27 protein-coding genes are annotated in these 18,499 nt (G+C 36.0%); 20 read left to right on the top strand and 7 right to left on the bottom strand.

Going from position 1 to position 18,499, the window contains the following annotated elements; genetic code table 11:
- Nucleotide 1: 1 nt before the first annotated feature.
- Nucleotides 2–1,183, bottom strand: coding sequence for a site-specific integrase (locus AC0VXV_RS02985; protein WP_475530277.1), 1,182 nt, complete (start codon nt 1,181–1,183; stop codon nt 2–4).
- 51 nt (nt 1,184–1,234) lie between these two features.
- Complete coding sequence (locus AC0VXV_RS02990; RefSeq protein WP_475530278.1) at nt 1,235–1,849, bottom strand: helix-turn-helix domain-containing protein; 615 nt, start codon at nt 1,847–1,849, stop codon at nt 1,235–1,237.
- Between the two features lie 155 nt (nt 1,850–2,004).
- Here AC0VXV_RS02990 and AC0VXV_RS02995 point away from each other — a divergent pair, with 155 nt between their 5' ends.
- The 14 genes from AC0VXV_RS02995 (at nt 2,005) to AC0VXV_RS03060 (ending at nt 12,106) form a co-directional block, all read left to right on the top strand.
- Nucleotides 2,005–2,277 carry a hypothetical protein gene (locus tag AC0VXV_RS02995; protein ID WP_475530279.1) on the top strand — a complete coding sequence of 91 codons (273 nt, stop codon included), beginning with the start codon at nt 2,005–2,007 and terminating at the stop codon, nt 2,275–2,277.
- 68 nt (nt 2,278–2,345) lie between these two features.
- Nucleotides 2,346–4,637, top strand: a complete 2,292-nt coding sequence (locus AC0VXV_RS03000; protein ID WP_475530280.1) for a phage/plasmid primase, P4 family — start codon at nt 2,346–2,348, stop codon at nt 4,635–4,637.
- Nucleotides 4,638–4,872: 235 nt separating this feature from the next.
- Complete coding sequence (locus tag AC0VXV_RS03005; protein ID WP_475530281.1) at nt 4,873–5,220, top strand: hypothetical protein; 348 nt, start codon at nt 4,873–4,875, stop codon at nt 5,218–5,220.
- A gap of 237 nt (nt 5,221–5,457) precedes the next feature.
- Nucleotides 5,458–5,778 carry a hypothetical protein gene (locus tag AC0VXV_RS03010; protein WP_475530282.1) on the top strand — a complete coding sequence of 107 codons (321 nt, stop codon included), beginning with the start codon at nt 5,458–5,460 and terminating at the stop codon, nt 5,776–5,778.
- 21 nt (nt 5,779–5,799) lie between these two features.
- Nucleotides 5,800–6,372 (top strand): hypothetical protein, encoded by a 573-nt coding sequence (locus tag AC0VXV_RS03015; protein ID WP_475530283.1) that lies wholly within the window; start codon nt 5,800–5,802, stop codon nt 6,370–6,372.
- Between the two features lie 14 nt (nt 6,373–6,386).
- The gene (locus tag AC0VXV_RS03020) at nt 6,387–6,743 is read left to right on the top strand and encodes a hypothetical protein (protein ID WP_475530284.1); all 357 of its coding nucleotides are present in this window, start codon (nt 6,387–6,389) and stop codon (nt 6,741–6,743) included.
- Nucleotides 6,744–6,771: 28 nt separating this feature from the next.
- On the top strand, nt 6,772–7,113 hold the full coding sequence (locus AC0VXV_RS03025; protein ID WP_475530285.1) for an HNH endonuclease: 342 nt from the start codon (nt 6,772–6,774) through the stop codon (nt 7,111–7,113).
- Nucleotides 7,114–7,292: 179 nt separating this feature from the next.
- The gene (locus AC0VXV_RS03030) at nt 7,293–7,859 is read left to right on the top strand and encodes a hypothetical protein (RefSeq protein WP_475530286.1); all 567 of its coding nucleotides are present in this window, start codon (nt 7,293–7,295) and stop codon (nt 7,857–7,859) included.
- Nucleotides 7,856–8,314: a hypothetical protein gene (locus tag AC0VXV_RS03035; protein WP_475530287.1), complete on the top strand. Its 459-nt coding sequence runs from the start codon at nt 7,856–7,858 to the stop codon at nt 8,312–8,314. Before AC0VXV_RS03030 ends, AC0VXV_RS03035 begins: the two co-directional genes overlap by 4 nt.
- Nucleotides 8,315–8,992 (top strand): head maturation protease, ClpP-related, encoded by a 678-nt coding sequence (locus tag AC0VXV_RS03040; protein WP_475530288.1) that lies wholly within the window; start codon nt 8,315–8,317, stop codon nt 8,990–8,992.
- A 12-nt stretch (nt 8,993–9,004) separates the two neighbouring features.
- The gene (locus tag AC0VXV_RS03045) at nt 9,005–9,313 is read left to right on the top strand and encodes a hypothetical protein (protein ID WP_475530289.1); all 309 of its coding nucleotides are present in this window, start codon (nt 9,005–9,007) and stop codon (nt 9,311–9,313) included.
- 133 nt (nt 9,314–9,446) lie between these two features.
- A complete protein-coding gene (locus tag AC0VXV_RS03050) occupies nt 9,447–9,746 on the top strand; it encodes a hypothetical protein (protein ID WP_475530290.1) in 300 nt (99 codons plus the stop codon).
- A 15-nt stretch (nt 9,747–9,761) separates the two neighbouring features.
- On the top strand, nt 9,762–11,759 hold the full coding sequence (locus AC0VXV_RS03055) for a phage tail tape measure protein (RefSeq protein ID WP_475530291.1): 1,998 nt from the start codon (nt 9,762–9,764) through the stop codon (nt 11,757–11,759).
- An 11-nt stretch (nt 11,760–11,770) separates the two neighbouring features.
- Nucleotides 11,771–12,106 carry a DUF2577 family protein gene (locus AC0VXV_RS03060; RefSeq protein ID WP_475530292.1) on the top strand — a complete coding sequence of 112 codons (336 nt, stop codon included), beginning with the start codon at nt 11,771–11,773 and terminating at the stop codon, nt 12,104–12,106.
- A gap of 42 nt (nt 12,107–12,148) precedes the next feature.
- On the opposite strand, the gene AC0VXV_RS03065 is transcribed toward AC0VXV_RS03060, so the two are convergent.
- From AC0VXV_RS03065 to AC0VXV_RS03080, 4 genes are all read right to left on the bottom strand, one after another.
- The gene (locus tag AC0VXV_RS03065) at nt 12,149–12,493 is read right to left on the bottom strand and encodes a hypothetical protein (RefSeq protein ID WP_475530293.1); all 345 of its coding nucleotides are present in this window, start codon (nt 12,491–12,493) and stop codon (nt 12,149–12,151) included.
- A gap of 69 nt (nt 12,494–12,562) precedes the next feature.
- The gene (locus AC0VXV_RS03070) at nt 12,563–13,123 is read right to left on the bottom strand and encodes a hypothetical protein (protein ID WP_475530294.1); all 561 of its coding nucleotides are present in this window, start codon (nt 13,121–13,123) and stop codon (nt 12,563–12,565) included.
- Between the two features lie 12 nt (nt 13,124–13,135).
- Nucleotides 13,136–13,729, bottom strand: a complete 594-nt coding sequence (locus tag AC0VXV_RS03075) for a replication-relaxation family protein (RefSeq protein ID WP_475530295.1) — start codon at nt 13,727–13,729, stop codon at nt 13,136–13,138.
- On the bottom strand, nt 13,671–14,963 hold the full coding sequence (locus tag AC0VXV_RS03080) for an FtsK/SpoIIIE domain-containing protein (protein WP_475530296.1): 1,293 nt from the start codon (nt 14,961–14,963) through the stop codon (nt 13,671–13,673). The genes AC0VXV_RS03075 and AC0VXV_RS03080 overlap by 59 nt, the downstream gene beginning before the upstream one ends.
- Before the next feature lie 321 nt (nt 14,964–15,284).
- Between AC0VXV_RS03080 and AC0VXV_RS03085 the strand changes: the two genes are divergently transcribed.
- On the top strand, nt 15,285–15,482 hold the full coding sequence (locus AC0VXV_RS03085) for a hypothetical protein (protein WP_475530297.1): 198 nt from the start codon (nt 15,285–15,287) through the stop codon (nt 15,480–15,482).
- 46 nt (nt 15,483–15,528) lie between these two features.
- Here the strand turns inward: AC0VXV_RS03085 and AC0VXV_RS03090 are convergent, their stop codons facing one another.
- Nucleotides 15,529–15,738 carry a helix-turn-helix domain-containing protein gene (locus AC0VXV_RS03090; RefSeq protein ID WP_475530298.1) on the bottom strand — a complete coding sequence of 70 codons (210 nt, stop codon included), beginning with the start codon at nt 15,736–15,738 and terminating at the stop codon, nt 15,529–15,531.
- Between the two features lie 221 nt (nt 15,739–15,959).
- On the opposite strand from AC0VXV_RS03090, the gene AC0VXV_RS03095 reads away from it, so the two are divergent.
- From AC0VXV_RS03095 to AC0VXV_RS03115, 5 genes are all read left to right on the top strand, one after another.
- Complete coding sequence (locus AC0VXV_RS03095; RefSeq protein WP_475530299.1) at nt 15,960–16,112, top strand: hypothetical protein; 153 nt, start codon at nt 15,960–15,962, stop codon at nt 16,110–16,112.
- A complete protein-coding gene (locus tag AC0VXV_RS03100; RefSeq protein WP_475530300.1) occupies nt 16,109–16,330 on the top strand; it encodes a hypothetical protein in 222 nt (73 codons plus the stop codon). Before AC0VXV_RS03095 ends, AC0VXV_RS03100 begins: the two co-directional genes overlap by 4 nt.
- A gap of 21 nt (nt 16,331–16,351) precedes the next feature.
- Nucleotides 16,352–16,594, top strand: a complete 243-nt coding sequence (locus AC0VXV_RS03105) for a hypothetical protein (protein ID WP_475530301.1) — start codon at nt 16,352–16,354, stop codon at nt 16,592–16,594.
- Nucleotides 16,595–16,597: 3 nt separating this feature from the next.
- The gene (locus tag AC0VXV_RS03110) at nt 16,598–16,930 is read left to right on the top strand and encodes a hypothetical protein (protein WP_475530302.1); all 333 of its coding nucleotides are present in this window, start codon (nt 16,598–16,600) and stop codon (nt 16,928–16,930) included.
- Nucleotides 16,931–17,771: 841 nt separating this feature from the next.
- Entirely contained in the window at nt 17,772–18,482 is a 711-nt protein-coding gene (locus AC0VXV_RS03115; RefSeq protein ID WP_475530303.1) for a GDSL-type esterase/lipase family protein, read from the top strand.
- Nucleotides 18,483–18,499 lie beyond the last annotated feature (17 nt).

The raw sequence follows: 18,499 nt of genomic DNA on the forward strand, positions 1-18,499 counted from the left end.
GCTATGAATTAGCCCCACTTGTAGCCCCACTTTGTTGTAAAGAAGTACTAAATACATTAACAGTCTTATCTTCAAGTTCCTTTAAAACATGGCCATAAACTGTATGAATCATTTCGGGTGTATTCCCTAAACGTTCAGCGATTGCTTTAACAGGGATGCCATTATTTAAAAGGATTGTGGCATGAGAATGGCGTAAACCATGCACCGTTGTTTTAGGTAGTTTTGCCATTGCTACCATACGGTTAAAATTAGTGTTTACTCCCGTAGGCGATAAAGGCTCACCAGAGGATAGCGAAAGGAAAATAAAGGTTGATGGTGTTAGTTTTCGACCATGCTTCAAAAGAAGTTGTTTTAAAGCCTTTTGATAAGTCTTTAATTGGGAAATGACTATTTCATCTACTTTAATTGTTCGCTCACTATTTTTTGTCTTTGTAGATCCTATTCCGTGCAATCCACGATGTTTGATAATTTCAATTGTGCGATTATCGAAATCAATATTATTCCATTGGAGGCCCAGCGCTTCACCTTTTCGCATACCCGTATAAGCGAGTAATTGAAAAAGTGTGGAATGTGTAATATCCTCATTTTCTTCCACAGTTTTTAAGAAAACATTCAACTGATCAGGAGATAAAAAATTATTATCACTGATTCCTTCTCTTTTAGTTGGCAGCACAGCTCCAGCTAGTTTATTTCTTAATAAAATTTCCTCTTCAATAGCTGCATTAATGGCTGTTCTCATAATGACATGGAAAGAACGTATTGAGGAAGGTTTATATTTATCGGCTACTTTGTCTAGAAAGAGCCTTTGATAAGTTAGTTTATCGAGTTTACTGAGTTTTACATGGCCAATAAGTGGTTTTAATTGCAGTCTGATAAACGATTCTCTTTGTGTGGCAGTTGCTGGCTTCCACTTTCTTTTATTCATTTCAAACCAAATATCAAGCCATTCTCCTACGGTCATGTTATCATTTTCAATAGATTTTGTTTCACCACGAAGCGTAGCAGCCTTTACTTCCAGAAGGGCTTTTATCGCTTCTTTTTCTGTTTTAAAACCACTCTTTTTCTTCTCTTTACGTTTTCCCACATTGTCATAATACTTATAGCGATACATCCACAATTTTTCGCCTTTTGAAGTTACATAAGAAAATACGTCTTTTTCTTTAGATGATTTTTTATATTGCATTTTTTACATTCCCTTCAACGCTTGGTGGGCATGTTTATAGGGATGAGTTAATTAGAGGATAATATCTAAAGTTTTTAATAATTTTTCTTTCATTTCATCGGTTAATGTTACATTTTTATACTTAATTTCACTTTTCATAATTTCTTCTAATTCTAATTCCGCATTTTGCGAAGAGGCATCCATAGTAATGGTGTGGTTATTTTTTTCAAGTACATACGTTTCTTCATTTTCATATGCCCAAAAATCTTTTACCCACTCTTGTGCAATCCCTCTGATGTAAGCATAGTCCGATAAAAACTCAACTAAATCTGTTTCTTTATAAGTAATTTTATCTTCTTCTATATTCAATTTATTTCCGATTTCTACAAAGTCAGAAGCCTTTATAGCTAACGAGAATAGCAAATTATCGTAGTCGTATTTATCACGTAAATTAGATAAATATTCTTCCATATCTCTTTTGTTTAAATATCCAGCTATTTCTAGTAGTTCGATATAAGGGACGCCTAATTTTTGAGAGATTTTTTCTAATATATCTGCTGAAACATTTCTGTCCCCTAATTCAATTTGAGATAAATAAGTCTGTGACAACCCAATTTCATTAGCTAATTGTTTTAATGTGAGTTTTTTTTCTTTCCTTTTTTTACGTAAAAATTCACCAATGTTCATTAACAGCACTCCCCCTCATAAATAAGAGTATATACCGAAATAACGCAATTTGCAAAATTAAAAAAGATTTATCATTGCAATTTGCGGATTTTAATGTATACTTAAATTAAGTTACGCAATTTGCGTTACTTTTATTCAAGGAAAGAGGTGGTTAGATGATTCCGGCAAAATTGGAATTGGTTATTGATGAAAAATTATATCGTGACCAACTGGAAAAGCGTGCTAATGAAATTGCAAATGAAGCGTTGTTACTAATCGATGTTAAAGGTCTAGCTAAAAAGTTATCGATGAGCGAGCGCTTCATAGAGGATGAGTTTTTACAAGATCCACGCATTAGATTACACGAAGTGAAAAAGAGCCGTAAACGTTGGTACTTTTATAAACCGACTATTGAAACAATTACAGAAATATTAAGAACAGAATGGTAAAAAACTATGTCTTGGTGGGCATGAAAAATAAATGAATGCATTTTTGAAATGAGAGTAGGTGATAAAAATTGGCTATTAAGGATTTACAACAAATTATTCTAGTAAATGAAGATGGGATTCCGGATGAATTAAAACAGCGTAGACAATGGTTGTTATGGCGCGCTATTTACAATAATGAAACAGGTAAATACGATAAATTACCGTTCCAAGTAAATGGGAATCCAGCAAGTTCAACAGATTTTGCAACGTGGAATGACTTTCGAACAGTTTTACAAATTTATAATGAAGGCGATTCAAAAGGTAACAAATATGATGGTATAGGGTTTGTCCTTACTGTATACGATCCATATTTAGTTGTGGATATAGACAACATTGAAGATATTGAAAGATTAGATGATTTGACTGCTGAAATTACTTCTATGTCATACAGCGAACTATCACCATCGGGAAATGGATTGCATATTTGGTTTAAGGCAAAGCACGATAAAGAACGCCATAAAAATAAAGATGCGAAAACAGGTTATGAAGTTTATGAAACAGGGCGCTATATGACGTTTACGGGCGAATCGATTAATGATTTACCTATAAATGAAGGTGGTCCAAAATTAGATGCTTTCTTAGACAAGGTGCTTAAGCGCGAAAAAACTACTCTTCCACAATCTAATAATGGATATACGGGTACTGCAGCACTTCCAGAAGGTGAAATAATTAAACGTGCTTTAGCTAGTAAAAATGGTGAGCGCTTTATGAAATTTATGTTTGGTGGCTGGGAAGGTGATTATAATCAGGATCATTCCAGTGCTGATATGGCATTCCTTAACGATTTATCCTTTTGGTGTAATCGAGACGTTAAAATGATGGATTCTATATTTAGAAAATCTAATTTAATGCGTGATAAATGGGATCGCAATTACAGTGGAGGGGTTTTGTATGGTGAATACCATATTGAAAAAGCTATTGCCGAGTGTCGAGAGACATTTACTTTAGATGAAAAGCCAATAAAACAATTTGAATGGTTTGCTAAAAATCAGAATGGCACTACAAGTTTTTTACATCATGTTTTAGGAAAAACCGTTTTAGCTCAATACCACATTAAACGTTTCCCGGATGCACATGGCGATCTTTATTTCTTTCATCCTAAAAAGGGTGTGTATGAGATTGATGCAAGTGGCCGTTTAGTGAAAGGAATTATTAGGAGCTTTGATGAAACGTTAAAGGCTTCTCAAATTAATGAGGTTTACCGTTTTGTAGAGGAAATGTGTCCTGTGGAAAAGGAAATCAACACAAATTATGTGGCCGTGAGAAATGGATTAATTAATTTCACAACTAAACAGCTGGAGCCATTTAATCCTAATGTTTTCGTCACACAGAAATTCCCTACAAACTATGTACCGGATGCCTATGATTCTTTTATTGATAACACCTTAAAAAAAGTAACAGAAGGCTACGGACCAAGCATTGAAAATTTAAAAGAAATGTTTGCTTGTGTACTATATCCGAAAATTTTAGTTCCAAAAATGTTTTATCTTTATGGGAAATCAGCAGCAAACGGTAAGAGCTCGGTACTAAATATGATTCAACAAACTTTCAATAAAGATGGCGGTAACATTTCAAGTGTTTCACCTCATAAATTAGCAACTAACAATTTCGCAAGTGCTTCAATGTACGGAAAAGCATGCAATATAACTGATGATAACCCAGACTTCGTTATCCAAGATAGCGGTGAACTTAAAAGTATTGTATCTGGTGGATACATTCAAATAGAGAGAAAAGGACGCGATCCATTCAGTGTTAGGATGGCAACTACAATGATTGTTGCTTCTAATCATCTTCCAGGGTTCGATGAACATGGTAATGCAATCAGTAGGCGGCTTTGGATAATTGAATTTAATCATAATTTCACTAAAGACAAAGAATGTCTTTCGGATTTAGATACACAGGAGCTCATTAGTTCACAATCTGCTCGAGAATACGTAATGAAGCTTGCAGTCGAAAAGTTATTTGAAATGCTAGATAACCCGAACGCAAACAAATTAACACCGAACGAAAAATGCCAAAATATCTTAGGTACATTCGAAGAGCAAAATGACATTTGGGCGGATTACTTTTCTGAATATGACATTGAATACTTCAATGATCATTCAGGCGAAAGAGTTATTCAAGATTATCAAGATTGGTGCCGTAGTAACATGGTTCCTCCCTTAGGTTTAAGGAAATACAAAGATTTAGTTGCAACTCGATTGGATTTAGATTGGAAAGACAAGCAATGCATTATTAATGGTGAAAAGAAAACACGTAAAGGATTCAAATCCAAAAGCGCAAGAAATAGCGCAAGTGGTTTTAAGCTAGCAAACCCTTGATATTAAAGGGTTTCCATAGAATCATAGATTATTTCTTGCGATTTTTACCCTCTGGAAAACCTTTATAGTATGTGTGTAATAAAACATGTAACATACACCCTTATATTTTTTATTTAAGTTTAAGCAATAAATATATAAAAACAGCAAGAACGTTGGTATATCAACGTTTATAGGGCAAGAAAAGCGCAAGATTTAAGCAAGAATACAAAATTAATTGCGGAAAGAGGTTTTTGAATTGAAATTCAAAGCAAAGAGATTAACTAAAGCGATTGCAGAAGCAGCTAAACAAAGACGTGTAAAAATGTTTAATGGGTTGGAAGGTTTAGAAATTCAAACTCAAGTACCAATTAATAAAGGTTATCTTTATGAATATGAAAATAACGGCCGCTGTAATTGGGGCCTTTATATACAGGAATGTGTTTTATGTGGAGATCAGCATAAGCATGGAAATGGCGGTAGTGGTGTGTATTCCATTCACTGCATTGTAGAACCAGAAGAAGTTTATCCGTTTGCTTATAACGTTCAGTTGGATATGGATGATGAAGATAACATTAAATTAGCTGAAAAATATGGGGTGAAGTGATATGAACGAAGTACGCTGCACATCATGTGCCAAATTATTATTAAAATCAATTACACCGTATGAAGCATGCAAGGAAGCTGCACACATCGAAATTAAATGTAGTAAATGCAAGTGCGTTAACAAATACAAAACTAAATAATTCAGAAGCTCAAGAAGCTCATTTCATTCTAGCGATAGAGTGCGATGGGCTTCTTTTATTTTATTGTGGACAACAGATAACGAAAGGTGGCCGCTAAAATGCCAGTAAATTTTTTAGAAGATTACGATATTCAAATATTGGAGCGTTATTGGTTCAAGCGAAAAGAATTGGAAGAGGAAGCCAAGCAAGTGGAGAATGGCGAAACGTATGTAAATGAACGCCTAAAACTTGTGAACGCTATGAGGGCCATTTATGAAAGTGAAAGTGAAGAGTATCGCACGCTCATTGACATGTACTTTGTGGAACGAGCCTTTCCAGAAGATATTGCGGACGAGCTGGGGAAAAAACGCAATCAGATTTTAAAGATGAAAAAGAATTTATTAGAACGCTTTGCTGAAAAGATTGGCTGGGTTTACTAAATAAAAAGGCGGTGCAGCTCATTGGCGATTATAGTCACGAAGCCAGAAATTGCGCATTCACCTATAAGGACAAAAGTCAGTGAGTTGCTTTATTGCCTTCAGGTGGATGCACAACGCAACAAGTCAATAGAACGGTTACTCGTTGAAAAGGATATTGCAATTCGTGAAGCGTACAGATTTTCCTTTGGTACACGTTCATATGAAGAAGGTGTACCAGGAAGTACAAGCGATCCATTTCATCATGTGGTCAACATCCTTGCGATTAAAGAGCGTTATGCCAAGCGTATACAGCGCTACAGACTAAAGCATGAACGGTTCCATACAATTGTGGAACATTTACCCATTGAGGATAAGGAAACCTTAATAAGAGCTATGTGTACGGATTTAGAAGTAGATGAGCAAGAAGTAAAGCATGTTATTAGAAAACACCTGAAGTACATTGAATCGGTTTATAAGAAATACGAACAGGATGCGCTAAAACGTAGCATGGAAATATCGGATGAAATAGAAGGTCCTTCTGAATTGATTGTTCCAAAAGTAAATGAAGAAAAACGCTTGAAACGACTTGCTAGGACTAAGAAGATACTACGTTGAACAGGAGATTATAAATGAATAAGAAATCTTTGGAAACCATTTGTACGTGGATGGATATGGCAAATTATCATCAAGAAAGAATAGAAGCTTATCAATCTGTTTTAGAAGCTGACTCGCAATGTTCAGAAGCTATAGAGGTTGCACAAAAAGAAATCAGCCATCAACAAGAAAACTTAAAGGACCTATTCGCTTTGGTACGTTCTCATAAAGGAGTTAAATCATTTTCAAACGTATTGATTCTGAAATATTTTGAAGGATATTCTCTGGATGAAGCAGCCGAGAAATTGGGATTGAATGCTGCAAATATTAAAGGATCACACGCTGAATTTACACGCTATTTTAAAGAGCAACGTTCAGTTGGAAGGTGGTGAGAGCTTATGAACATAAGGAGTGTAGCAAATGAAAGAATATAAAACATTAGAACAGAAGCGTAAATTTTATAACTCATATTCCTGGGTGAAGTTACGCAAACAGGTATACGAACGTGATAAAGAATGTCAACGATGTAAGCGCAATGGTTATGTAACAGTTGATACCAATGAACGTAAAGATAATGGTCGAAAGAAGGTTGCATTAATAGCACATCATATTCAGGAATTGGAGCATCATCCAGAGCTTGCACTTGATATAAACAATATCGAAATGGTTTGTGTTCAGTGTCATGAACAGATCCATGACAGGATGTACAAGTTTAGCGGTAAAAAGAAAAAGAATAAATGGGTGAATGATGAAATGTGGTAGTAAATTACATTCCCCCCGCTCTTAAGGTTCAATCAACCTTTGAAAATCTATAAACCGGCTGTGGACTTAACTACCTAAACTTTTTTATTTTTTTCGCTCCGCATATTAGGGGGTGGAGAAAAGGGAGGGGGGTACCCAACAAAATGTCTCAAAAAAATATAAGAAAGAGGTTAAATCAAATGACAGTTAATCCAAATGAGTTTCTTGTGGAAACTAAAAAAGCACTACAAATTGTAGAGCGAGAGGTTGAAGGAAAAGTTCGGGAATTTTCACCGCATGACAAAGTGAAAGTGTTAGATAAGTTGTTAGAAGAAGTTAAAGACTTCGAACAACATGAAGAGCTGAAGAAAGAGAAATCTTTACTCGAGTTTCAAATTAAAGCTGGAGGGCAATTTCAATTTATTCCTAATGACGTGAAAGAACGTATTGAAGCTAATCGAGAAATTGAAATGGCAGAATTGCATAAGGTAGTTGCTGAAAAGCACGCCAAATTAGCAGAGCATATGCATTTCATTGAAAAAGAAGTGTTACCTCTATTACAAGATCTTAACGTGTTACATCAACAGGAAAATAAAGTGAATGAAATCGATAAATACTTAAACGCTTCATACGGTTATTTATGGAATGGTCAAATACTAACGCACTTCTATCCAACTTTTAACGCTATCTCTTTCTCCAAAGATAGAGAATTAAAAGAAAGAGTTGAACATTTACTAAAAAAATATAAAGGGGTACAACAACTATGAATTATGTGGAAGAATACCAAAATCAAATTGAGCGTTCAAGATCACAAAAGCCCATTGGTTACATTGAATATAAAGCTAGACCGAAAACAAAAAATGCAGAACGCGCTTTTGCAGATTATATAGAAAGAGTTGTTGAAAAAAAAGGTGGTAGCTCTTTTGCAATGCGGTTAATAAGTGCATTTGATCTGGACCGAATGAAACCGAAATTATCCGAAGTGAATTATCAGAAAGCGGGGTTTGATAATCAGCTTGAATTGCATAAGTGGGGCGGTACGGCCGGAGAGAAAGATTTTTATAAAGAGAAAGTTGCATCTAATATCGCAAAAAGATTTCAAGCAGTTCACGAAACAGAAATCGAGGTAACATTTGGAGAGTATGTGGCATATCCACAAGTTAAATTACCTACCTTTGATGATATTCCTGATTTAAGGAAACAACGAAAGGTGGTGAAATAAATGGCGAAAATAATTAAAGTAAACGGAACAATTGTTTCAGACCAACATAAAGAAATTTATGATGAATGGCAAATTGAAAATACAGCACCAAAGGACATTATAAATCAACTACCTAAGAACAGTAGCGAAGCAATCGAAATTCATATTTCTTCTGGTGGTGGCGATGCATATGCAGGTTTTTTAATTTACTCAAAGTTAAAGGACTATAAAGGTAAGAAAACAGTAAAAATTTTAAATATCGCAGCAAGTGCAGCATCAATTATCGCAATGGTTGGCGATGAAATTCTAATTTCACCAGTTGGACAAATTATGATTCATAACGCTTGGACGAATACAACAGGCGATCAGCACGCTATGCGCAAAATGGCAGAGGATTTAGAAGAGTTAGCAGAAAGTCTTGTTAATGCTTATGAGTTACGTACAGGCCAATCACGTGAGCAAATTCAACAATGGATGGATAAGGAAACCTTCTTTTCAGCTCATAAAGCAGTTGAATATGGCTTTGCAGATGAAGTGATGTATTCAGAAAGCCGCACTCAAAATAAAGTTATTGCAGCATGTGTGGGCATGGACGGGCTTTTGAGCGCATCGGTTATTGACGAATATTTTGCAATGAAAACAGAACAACCGAAGCCAAAAACAAAAAATAATGCTAATCGTTTTTTACGATTATTTTAGGAGGAAACCATATTGAAAACAACAAAAGAGCGAGTGATCTCCAAAGAACTAGTTGTGGAAGTCTTATCGGAAAAGCGTTCAAAACAGTTAAATGAAGCATTAAATTTAGCATATCAATCAATCGGTCTAATTGAACAAGCTTTAGATTCATATGTAACAGCAACATCAAACAAACTACATGCAGCACAACATTATGGCCATGTACATGAATGGGCAGATGATACAGAGCGTTTCACATTAGATACAGTAAAGCAATTAAATGAAATTACAAAACGTTTAGTAGATGAAGCTAAAGGTTTAAACGAAAAGTACCCACAATAAATAAAACTTGAATGTGTATAGTCGCACATGACATGAAACAGTCCAAATTTAATTGTCGAAAAGACCTCCATTTTGCGGCTAGTGCATTTAAAAGTGTACTAGCTAGTTTTATATAAAGGATGTGAACATATTTGTGCAAACGTACGAGAAAACAGTAACGATAAACGGTAAACCGATTCATTTCAAACACAGTATACAGACACATGAATTATATTTAGAAACGTTTCACACGGGATTGAAAGCAGATTTAGCTTCATTGTCTCAAATGGATAACATTTATATCGCTGCTACATTCGGGATATATCCTCAAATAGTGTGGGCGTTAGCAAAAACAGCGGATCCAACAATTCCATCGATTGCAACATGGTACAAGCAATTAGGCGGATTAAATATTATGGCAGTGTGTGAAGAGTTAGTACCACTATTTGAATAAAGAGGTGAATATAAAATGGGAAAAAGAGTTATATCAGCAAGTTTAGAATTAAAAGACCAAAGCTTTACATCCACTTTAAAAAAAACCAGCAAAAACTTAACAGACTTTGATCGTCAATCAATAGGAGTTGGAAATACCGTTAAAAATATGTCTAAGAAAGTAGTAAGTGGTTTTGAAATGGTAGGTAAAGCCGCTGCAGGATTGGCAACCGGGGGAATTGCTGCATTAGGCGCAGGGGTAGCGAAGTCCATGCTAGATATTGATAATTCGTTTGCAACGTTACAGGCACAAACGGGTGCATCCGTTGCCGAATTTACAGCGTTGAAAGAATCTGCTATTGAAACATTCAGTAAAGGATATGGGGCTAGTTTAGACGAAGTTACAAGCGCTTTATCACGTGTTAAGCAAAACATGAAAGGTTTAGACGGTAGAGAGATTGGAAACGTCACAACGAAAGCTATGCTACTTGCACAGACTTTCGACAGTGATGTGAATGAGGTCACGCGTGGCGTTAGTAATGCAATGCAAGCATTTGGTGTATCGGCAGACAAGGCATTTGATTTATTCACGGTCGGTGGACAACGAGGTTTAAACTTCTCGAATGAAATGTTTGATAATGTGGCAGAATTTGCCGGCTTATATGGGGCGATGGGCTATAGTGCTGAAGAGTATTTTGGCATCATGGAACGTGGGGCGCAAGCTGGAGTTTATAACCTTTCTTATGTAAATGATCTAATGAAAGAATTCCAGATTATGACCAAGGATGGTTCTAAACGAACGAGTGAAGCAATGGGGGTAATGTCCAAGTCTACTCAAAACGTATGGAAAGAGTTCTTGAAGGGTAACGGAACTGTTTCTGATGTAGCTTCCACAGTGGTAAACGAATTAAAAACAATGGATGACCAGGTAAAAGCCGGTCAATTAGGAGTAGAGCTTTTTGGCGTAAAATGGGAAGACATGGAAGCCGATGCAATCTACGCAATGTTAGGCACAACAGGCGCAATGAAAGAATTTGAAGGGGCTACACAATCCGCAGCAGATGCAGTAGAGGGAACGTTTGGCAACCGTATCAAATCAGCATGGCGCGACCTACAAACAAGTATAGCTCAAAGTGCTTCCGGTGGAGTAGGAAAAGAATTTATGGATAGCCTGGCTTCCACAGCGGAAAGGGCAGTACCAGCGATTACATCCTTTGCAAATAAGGCAATGGAGTTAGGTTTAGTCATTCGGGATAATTGGACACCGATTAAAGAAACGGTTATTGCAGTTGGTGCAGGTGTGGTAGCAATGGGAGTAGCATTCAAAAGCTTATCAATTATTACTTCCGTTACCGCAGCATTAAAAGGCACTACAACAGTTTTAGGCGTTGCCAAAGTCGCTATGCATGGATTGAATGCAGCCATTCGAGCAAATCCAATCGGGGCAGCCGCAACAGCTATAGGGTTATTAGTTGCCGGTGGAGTCCTTTTATATCGCAATTGGGATACTGTAAAAGCGAAAGGCATTGAATTGTGGGCGGTTATAAAAGAAAAGTTTGCCGGAATTAAAGCTTCTGTTTCTGATTTTGTACAGCCGGCCATAAATTGGTTCGGAACACTGAAAACGAAATGGGACAATTTCAAATCAAGTATAACGAGTTTTAAAATGCCTGAATGGGTTTCTACAATTGGAAGCACCGTTTCAAGTGCAGCAAGTAAATTCAAAAACATGTTACCTTCATTCGATGTGGGCACAGATCGTGTGAAAAGCGATATGGTAGCACAGATTCATAAAGATGAAATGATTCTCCCAGCACGTCAAGCGGAAAGAGTTAGACAAGCCGGGGGCAATATCAATAATATTGATAAAGTGATTACGCAGCCGAAACAAACGATTGTACCGGTTAGCGGCAATCAACCTAGCAAAGGCAATGTAAGTATTCATATTGAAAATATCAATGCAAAAGGTGTTACAGCTGGGGAAGTAGTGAAAGAGATCGTTCCACAATTAAAATTAGCGTTATCGAATATGTAGGGGGGAATATTGTGCAAAGATGGGCAGTAGAGCTTGCTTCTACACTTAAAACAATAGCTAAGAAGGAAACACACCATTACGAAGGTTTTGTTGTAGGAAAAGTGATTTCTTCGCCACCTAATATCCGTATCGCTATTGATGAAGCTATTATATTAGATGATTCACATTTAATTGTAGCAGCGAGCGCAAATAATAAGTATGAACGAGAAGTAGAGTATATTCAGACAAATAATACTTCCACTGGGATTATAAAGTTTATTGATACTTTAAAGGTGGGTGATGAAGTAATATTGATTCCAGCAGGGAATGCACAAATGTATGCATTACTTGATCGCGTAGAATCGTAATATTAAAAGCCTTCCACAGATTAGTTGTGGAGGGCTCTTTTTTTAAAATAACTTCGCTACTAAAGCTTTATAAATCTTATCATCAACTTCAATTAAACTTTTTTTACCATCATTAAATTCTATTGCAAGCGTATGGGTTCCTTTTTTCTTAGCAGATAACCCAGCAAGCCATCCAACAGGTCCTAGAATTACACCACCTACAAATGCGCGACCTACAGCACTTACAGCACTTTTGCGCGATTCTTCGTCTATAATTTCGTACTCTTTAACAGTTGTTTTATCTAAAATAAAGGATTTAAAAAAACCAGTTGTTATGGTAACAATTCCGAAAGCTTGTGTAATTAAATTACCTTCATAATCACCAGCGATTACTTTGTTTTTTGCCATTATATATTCCTCCAATATGTTTATTTACCCAAAGTTTACCATATTATCATGGTATTTTTTACATATAAATTAAACAGCTTCGCCAACTTCTCTTAGAATATCTAAAAACAGCGGTGAAAGTTGAATTAAAACATAGCCCAACCCGGCATTCATAATCATGTTCCAAGCTCTTTCGCTATTACCGAACATGAAGAAGAAGCAGGCACCAATCATAATTACGCTTGCAATAGGGAATGAAATGGCTACCATAATTTGAACCATTGGATCTAAAATTGTAGCAAGCGTTTCGAGCGATTTATCTGCAATGAATCCTGTTTGTTGTGGAATGGCATTAACGACTAAAGGTGTATATGCCTCAGTCAGTGTGGAAGGCTCCGGGAATGGTGCGTGTTGTAAAACATTTATCGGTTCGCTAATTGCTGTTGTAGCGACTTCATTCGCACCGTTTAACTTTTGATATGCTACATAACCTGCAGCACCTAATACTGGAATTGATGCTGTTAAAATAACATCCTTTTTAGTTGCGTAACCTTGTTCAGCTCTCATTTTCTCCAAATCCTCAAATCGCTCCGAATAATCCGTAAACTCACTTGCGGGAACAACCTTCGCTTTATTCTTATTGAAGAACATTTAATTTCCTCCTTATTGAATATCGTTTATTGTAAACACCTTAAAATTCAGCCCATTACATGCACTCTCTAACTGCTTTCTGCGGTGTTCTGTAGTCGTTAGCCATACCAATGTTGGGTAATAACCAAACTGCTTTGAAAGGCTTTCTGACAAGGTTTTATAACGCTCTATTTTTGCACGATTTTCTTTCATGTTTTGTAGATGATCCACTTCAAGAAAACAGCGAAATCCATTTATTGAATACATGCTATCGGCAATAACCGTTGTTTTGCCATCCGAAATCTTAACTTCATTTTTCCAGTCTCTCGGACATTTTAAAAACAACCAAAATTGATTCCGCATAACGATATGTTGCACTTGATTGGTTTTCCGTCTTACTTTTGAACATTCTACATAATCACGGCCTAAATTATTTAAGTAATAAATGGTTTCGTTCCGGCCATCTGCAATCGAAGATAAATAATGGGAAAGACTGTTTAATATGCGGTTTGTATTTCGCTTCTTCCCTAAATTGAAGTAATTAGATAATTGATCGCGAGTAAGGAAATCAAATTTCTTCAATAGTAACAGTATCTGTTCGTCTCTCGATGATAACTGTTTCTTCAATGCGTTCCCCTTTCGCAATGATGTGTGGTTGAATAGTATCGTGGATAATTTCAGAAGTAATCAATGGTGTTTGCAATATTTCTCGTTTATCGGCTGTTTGATAAATTGCCCGACCTTTAATCATCGGCAATACTTCTGCACCTTCTGCATCCAGTACAACTCGGGAAGCCACTGACGATTGCACTCTAAAGCATAGCTTTGCATCGGCATTTTGCTTTACCTGGCGAGGAATAACATCACCTACCGGGTATTGTGTAGCCACGACCAACCGAAAGCCCAAACCGGCTCCTAATCGTGCTATTTGTGACATGATTGTTTGGCATTCTTGTTTCAATAATTTTTCGCTACGTGTAACAGCTTCAGTAGCGTTTAATTCACCTACTTCATCTATAACCACAAAATAGCGCTCTTTAATGTTCGCTTGCTGTACATTCTTCTTTCCTAATCGTTTTAATTCACCTTGTATTTCGCGCATTTTCTTATATGCCATTTGCAGAGTGTGAAGGGCTTCTTCTGGCTCGTAGGCAATTGAAATCGTCTGCTTAATGTTTTCATAATCACACAATTCAACGCCACCTTTTAAGTCAATCAAATATAAGTTTGTATGCTTAGGTTCACTTTGGATCAAGCTGCAGATCATTGAATTGATGAAATTGCTTTTTCCGTAACGAGTTGCACCGCCTAATACTAAATGAGGTATTTTTTCAAAGTCATGATATTTGAACTCATTTAATGCCCTTGTTAAACCCACCGGAACTTTCCATCCTTCACCTTTTACAAATGGCACATCTTTTTTTAGCGGTTTGTCATATACGCGCACAATTAACATGCCATCATAAGCCAATTCAATTTCCTTTTGCTCGGTCAATTTAGACTTCCACAATGAATGAAGCTGTGGAATGATTCCATTGTTTATATCTAACTGGCGTAAATCGTTGAATTTAATACGCTGCTTTCTGTTGTTTAACCCATCCTCAAATACTTTCCTTTTCGTTTCATAATCGTGGAATGAACGCCCTAACGGAATACGGTATTTATATTCCCATCCCCATTCATGTTGTTTTTTCTTCACTAATTGCGTTGTCAACGTGTCTTTTCCATCTTTTACATTTAATCCGCTTAACGACATAATCCTTTGAATTTTACCGCTATCGTTTGTCAATCCCTTCTGTTTTGAAAAAGCAGTCATTGCAATTCCACCCATCAACCCAGTTGTTAACAATTCAAATATCACTTTCCCATCCTTTCATAAAAGTTGTAAGCGCCACGGTTCTCTTACATAGTAAGAGTTGCACTTAGTGAGCATTTGTAAATCGGTCTTTCTCATTGATATAACTAATTTTCCGAATACCCACTTAAATCCTCGCGAGGTATTTAAACTGGTAGGCATGTGAGCATACGAGTGAGCATAAAAAAAGTAGTATGGGCAAATTTTATTTAATTTGTTTATACAGTATATGAAGTAGTAAAGAAAAATGTTCATCAATGAATAATTTACTTTATCGTATTAATGTTTATTTGAATTTATTCATACAAATTTTGAAAGGGTGGTTTTATGAAATTTACGGAAACGATCAAAATTCTATTGTTGAAAAAAGGGGCAACACATGCGGATCTTGCGGAAAGCCTGGAAATGACGCCACAAAACTTGTCCTACAGATTAAAGCGAGATGATTTTAAGGTACGCGAATTACAGAAGATTGCAGATTTTTTTGAAATGGATTTAATAGTAGAATTTAAAGAGAAGGAATAAATTTAAAACGCTCCTAACTGTGTAAATGCAGCTGGGAGCGTTATTTTTATTCTTCATTTTTATTGTGTTGGATAATATCCTCAATTTCGCAATTTAAATAACTGCACAATTTATCTAATACAGCCATTGAAACATATTCACCTTTAGTTAATTTTGCCATTGTAGCAGAAGATAATTGCAGTTCCTTCTTTAAGTCCTCGCGAGTTACTTCTTTATCAATCATTGTTTTAAATAATGGCTTGTATTCAAAAGTCATTAGTTACATCCTGCCTTTCTTTTTCTTTATTATAACACCGATGTTTAGAAATCTAAACTTTTTATTTATAATTGTTGACAAATAATTTAGATAAGTTTATTATATGTTTAGAAAGTTAAATAAATACTTTAGTTTTGCGAACAACCATCAAAGGTTAACGGTGAATGGACAAGAAATAAACCGTATTTAGACAAACTAAAAACAATACTGGAGGAATTGAAATGGCAGAGAAAAAAATTGATATTGATGTAGTCGTACTGTTAATGGAATTTGTGGAAATGTTGTCGAAACAGGATGATGAAAAGCGAAAGGATATAGTCGAGTTTTTTGAGAAGGAATCCGGTTTCAAGCTACCAGGAGGAAAAGCAGTATGAAGCAAATTTCTAATGTTGAAGCGAAGAAGGTTGCCCGTGACTTACAAAAAGGATATATGCACTTACTTACACAACAAATAAAGAAAGCAGCTCATTCAGTAGATGATTTTTTCTTTGTGGAAGGTGACGAAGAGGATGAGGAAGTACGGCCATATTTTTACGGCTCACTCGCATTCGGTATAGCAGTAGTCATGTTTGTTTATACGGTGATTTTATAAAAAAAAGGAGGAAGTAACAGTATGAGTTTTAGTGAACCAGATTTAAGAACAAAGTTGATCTATAACGGCACCGTAATTGTCGATGTTACAGCTGATTATGAAGATTCAGTATGGGTCCAGGTTTATGATGTTGAAGATGGAGAGAACGATTTAAAGTATAAAAGTTTTATGTTGGAGCCGGATGAAGTTGATACATTCATTTGTATACTGAATATGTATAAGAACAGGATTTTAAATGGAAGAAAAAAGCGAAATGAGGAATGAAAAATGAAGCAAATTGAAAAATTAATACAAGACATCGATAATAGTTCATACCAGTTAAACGCACAAATGATTCAATTAAATACAATACAAGATGCGATTGCGCAATTAATGACGCGAATTGATGAAATTAAACATAACGGCTGGGACCAGGATAGTGGTCTTGCATTTCTATCTATTGGAGAAATTGAACGCACTGTACGATTGATTGATATGGCTTTCCTTCCGTTAAAAAATGAAATGATGGAATCCGTTGGTGAGTTAAATAAAACCTCTAGTAAAGCTTTCGATATAGTGGTTAGAGAAAATAAAAAAAGCCGATGCGCCAACATCGACTAAAGAAAGATAATTCGTTTATTATTTTAACATGTAAAAAGAGCTTGCTCAACTTGGGTGAGCTTTTTTATTTTGGCCATAAAAAAAGATTGAAGCGTATTAGCTGCAATCCAGATTCATCCGTATAAACATGCCTACCAAGCGTAGAATTTATTACATCAGTTAGCCCCAACGTTGCCCCAATATTGCCCCACTTGAAAGTAATTACATGCAATCTAATGCAAAGTCGGAAAAACTTTAATATCCAATAAACGCTGATATAACAACATTTCTAGACATTTTAATTCCCTTAATGCAAGCACCCCAATTTAGGCTGGGTGAAATAGCAGAGATTTATAAACGTAAATTATAGTAAAACAATGCGGGGCTAACCGCTAATGTTAATTTAAAGGTACTCGACGGAGTACCTTTTTTATATTGAATTTCGGAGGTAGCATGCATCGTTAACTGGGGAGAAATAAAAAAGGTTTGATAAAAAGCAATTGCATTCCATGTGAGAGGATACAGAGCCGAATTAATACAAAAGTTATTTAGCAAATGCTTGAGCATATGCCATGTTACAGTTCAATTTTAATAGGGTAAAGAACGGTATGCTGCTGCCATAACAAGTGATCGGTTAATTTCGTATTTCGAGGCATTCCTTAATAACGAAGCGTATATCGCTTTGATAAAACCCCAAATTATACATAGAGCATTGCATTAATTCGGGGTTCAACTGCCAGTAAAATCGGTCTGGAGGAAACGTGGAAATAGGGCGTTGCAACAGTACGGAGTGAACTTTGCATTTTGTTCGGCTCCACAGCGTGAGTAGCATTACAGAGCCAAGTTAGAAATAGGAGTGTTTATGTTGGAAAAGGGTTATTTTATATTAATTATTTCATTACTAATAAATGTACTGTTGTTAGGAACAGGAAGTTATGTGGTGAAAAATATCGGCGGATTTGAATTTATTAAAACAAAAATGCAGTCAACACCTTCTTCCAAGAAGGATTCCGCCTATTACTTTACGAAAAAAAGCGTCTTTGAACAGTCGACAATTAGTAGTATAGATAAAGTGTTCATTGGTGACAGTATTTCCGATTACGGAGAATTTCAAGAATACTTTCCCGATGAAGTTGTGCTGAATCGAGGAATCCGAAATGATTGGACAGAAGGTGTTTTAAACCGTATACAGGAAGTAGTGGACCGAAATCCGAAAGAGGCGTATTTAATGATCGGTGTCAATGATATCCGTTATGGAACAGAAACCGAAGTATTTAAAAGTAACGTCGAGAAAATCGTGGATTCGTTCGAAGGAAAAGATACAAGGCTCGCTATTCAATCAGTATTACCTGTGAATAACTGGTTATTGGGAAATGAAGTGACAAATGACAAAGTGAAGCGGTTTAATGTTATTTTGCAACAGATTGCGGATGATAAAGGAATTGAGTATATCGATCTCCATTCAAGCTTTATCGATAAAAACGGGCAACTCGATAAGCAATTCACAGTTGATGGGCTTCATTTAAATGGGAAAGGGTACAAAGTTTGGGTAGATATGCTTCGTTCACAATAAATTACTTATATAAAAAA

It is taken from the genome of Solibacillus sp. iso_87, assembly GCF_056173085.1.

Bases quoted from the DNA above. Each gene is read 5' to 3' on its own strand.
- AC0VXV_RS02985 (WP_475530277.1), bottom strand. From the start codon at position 1,183: ATGCAATATAAAAAATCATCTAAAGAAAAAGACGTATTTTCTTATGTA.
- AC0VXV_RS02990 (WP_475530278.1), bottom strand. From the start codon at position 1,849: ATGAACATTGGTGAATTTTTACGTAAAAAAAGGAAAGAAAAAAAACTC.
- AC0VXV_RS02995 (WP_475530279.1), top strand. From the start codon at position 2,005: ATGATTCCGGCAAAATTGGAATTGGTTATTGATGAAAAATTATATCGT.
- AC0VXV_RS03010 (WP_475530282.1), top strand. From the start codon at position 5,458: ATGCCAGTAAATTTTTTAGAAGATTACGATATTCAAATATTGGAGCGT.
- AC0VXV_RS03020 (WP_475530284.1), top strand. From the start codon at position 6,387: ATGAATAAGAAATCTTTGGAAACCATTTGTACGTGGATGGATATGGCA.
- AC0VXV_RS03025 (WP_475530285.1), top strand. From the start codon at position 6,772: ATGAAAGAATATAAAACATTAGAACAGAAGCGTAAATTTTATAACTCA.
- AC0VXV_RS03030 (WP_475530286.1), top strand. From the start codon at position 7,293: ATGACAGTTAATCCAAATGAGTTTCTTGTGGAAACTAAAAAAGCACTA.
- AC0VXV_RS03035 (WP_475530287.1), top strand. From the start codon at position 7,856: ATGAATTATGTGGAAGAATACCAAAATCAAATTGAGCGTTCAAGATCA.
- AC0VXV_RS03040 (WP_475530288.1), top strand. From the start codon at position 8,315: ATGGCGAAAATAATTAAAGTAAACGGAACAATTGTTTCAGACCAACAT.
- AC0VXV_RS03055 (WP_475530291.1), top strand. From the start codon at position 9,762: ATGGGAAAAAGAGTTATATCAGCAAGTTTAGAATTAAAAGACCAAAGC.
- AC0VXV_RS03065 (WP_475530293.1), bottom strand. From the start codon at position 12,493: ATGGCAAAAAACAAAGTAATCGCTGGTGATTATGAAGGTAATTTAATT.
- AC0VXV_RS03070 (WP_475530294.1), bottom strand. From the start codon at position 13,123: ATGTTCTTCAATAAGAATAAAGCGAAGGTTGTTCCCGCAAGTGAGTTT.
- AC0VXV_RS03085 (WP_475530297.1), top strand. From the start codon at position 15,285: ATGAAATTTACGGAAACGATCAAAATTCTATTGTTGAAAAAAGGGGCA.
- AC0VXV_RS03090 (WP_475530298.1), bottom strand. From the start codon at position 15,738: ATGACTTTTGAATACAAGCCATTATTTAAAACAATGATTGATAAAGAA.
- AC0VXV_RS03095 (WP_475530299.1), top strand. From the start codon at position 15,960: ATGGCAGAGAAAAAAATTGATATTGATGTAGTCGTACTGTTAATGGAA.
- AC0VXV_RS03100 (WP_475530300.1), top strand. From the start codon at position 16,109: ATGAAGCAAATTTCTAATGTTGAAGCGAAGAAGGTTGCCCGTGACTTA.
- AC0VXV_RS03105 (WP_475530301.1), top strand. From the start codon at position 16,352: ATGAGTTTTAGTGAACCAGATTTAAGAACAAAGTTGATCTATAACGGC.
- AC0VXV_RS03110 (WP_475530302.1), top strand. From the start codon at position 16,598: ATGAAGCAAATTGAAAAATTAATACAAGACATCGATAATAGTTCATAC.
- AC0VXV_RS03115 (WP_475530303.1), top strand. From the start codon at position 17,772: ATGTTGGAAAAGGGTTATTTTATATTAATTATTTCATTACTAATAAAT.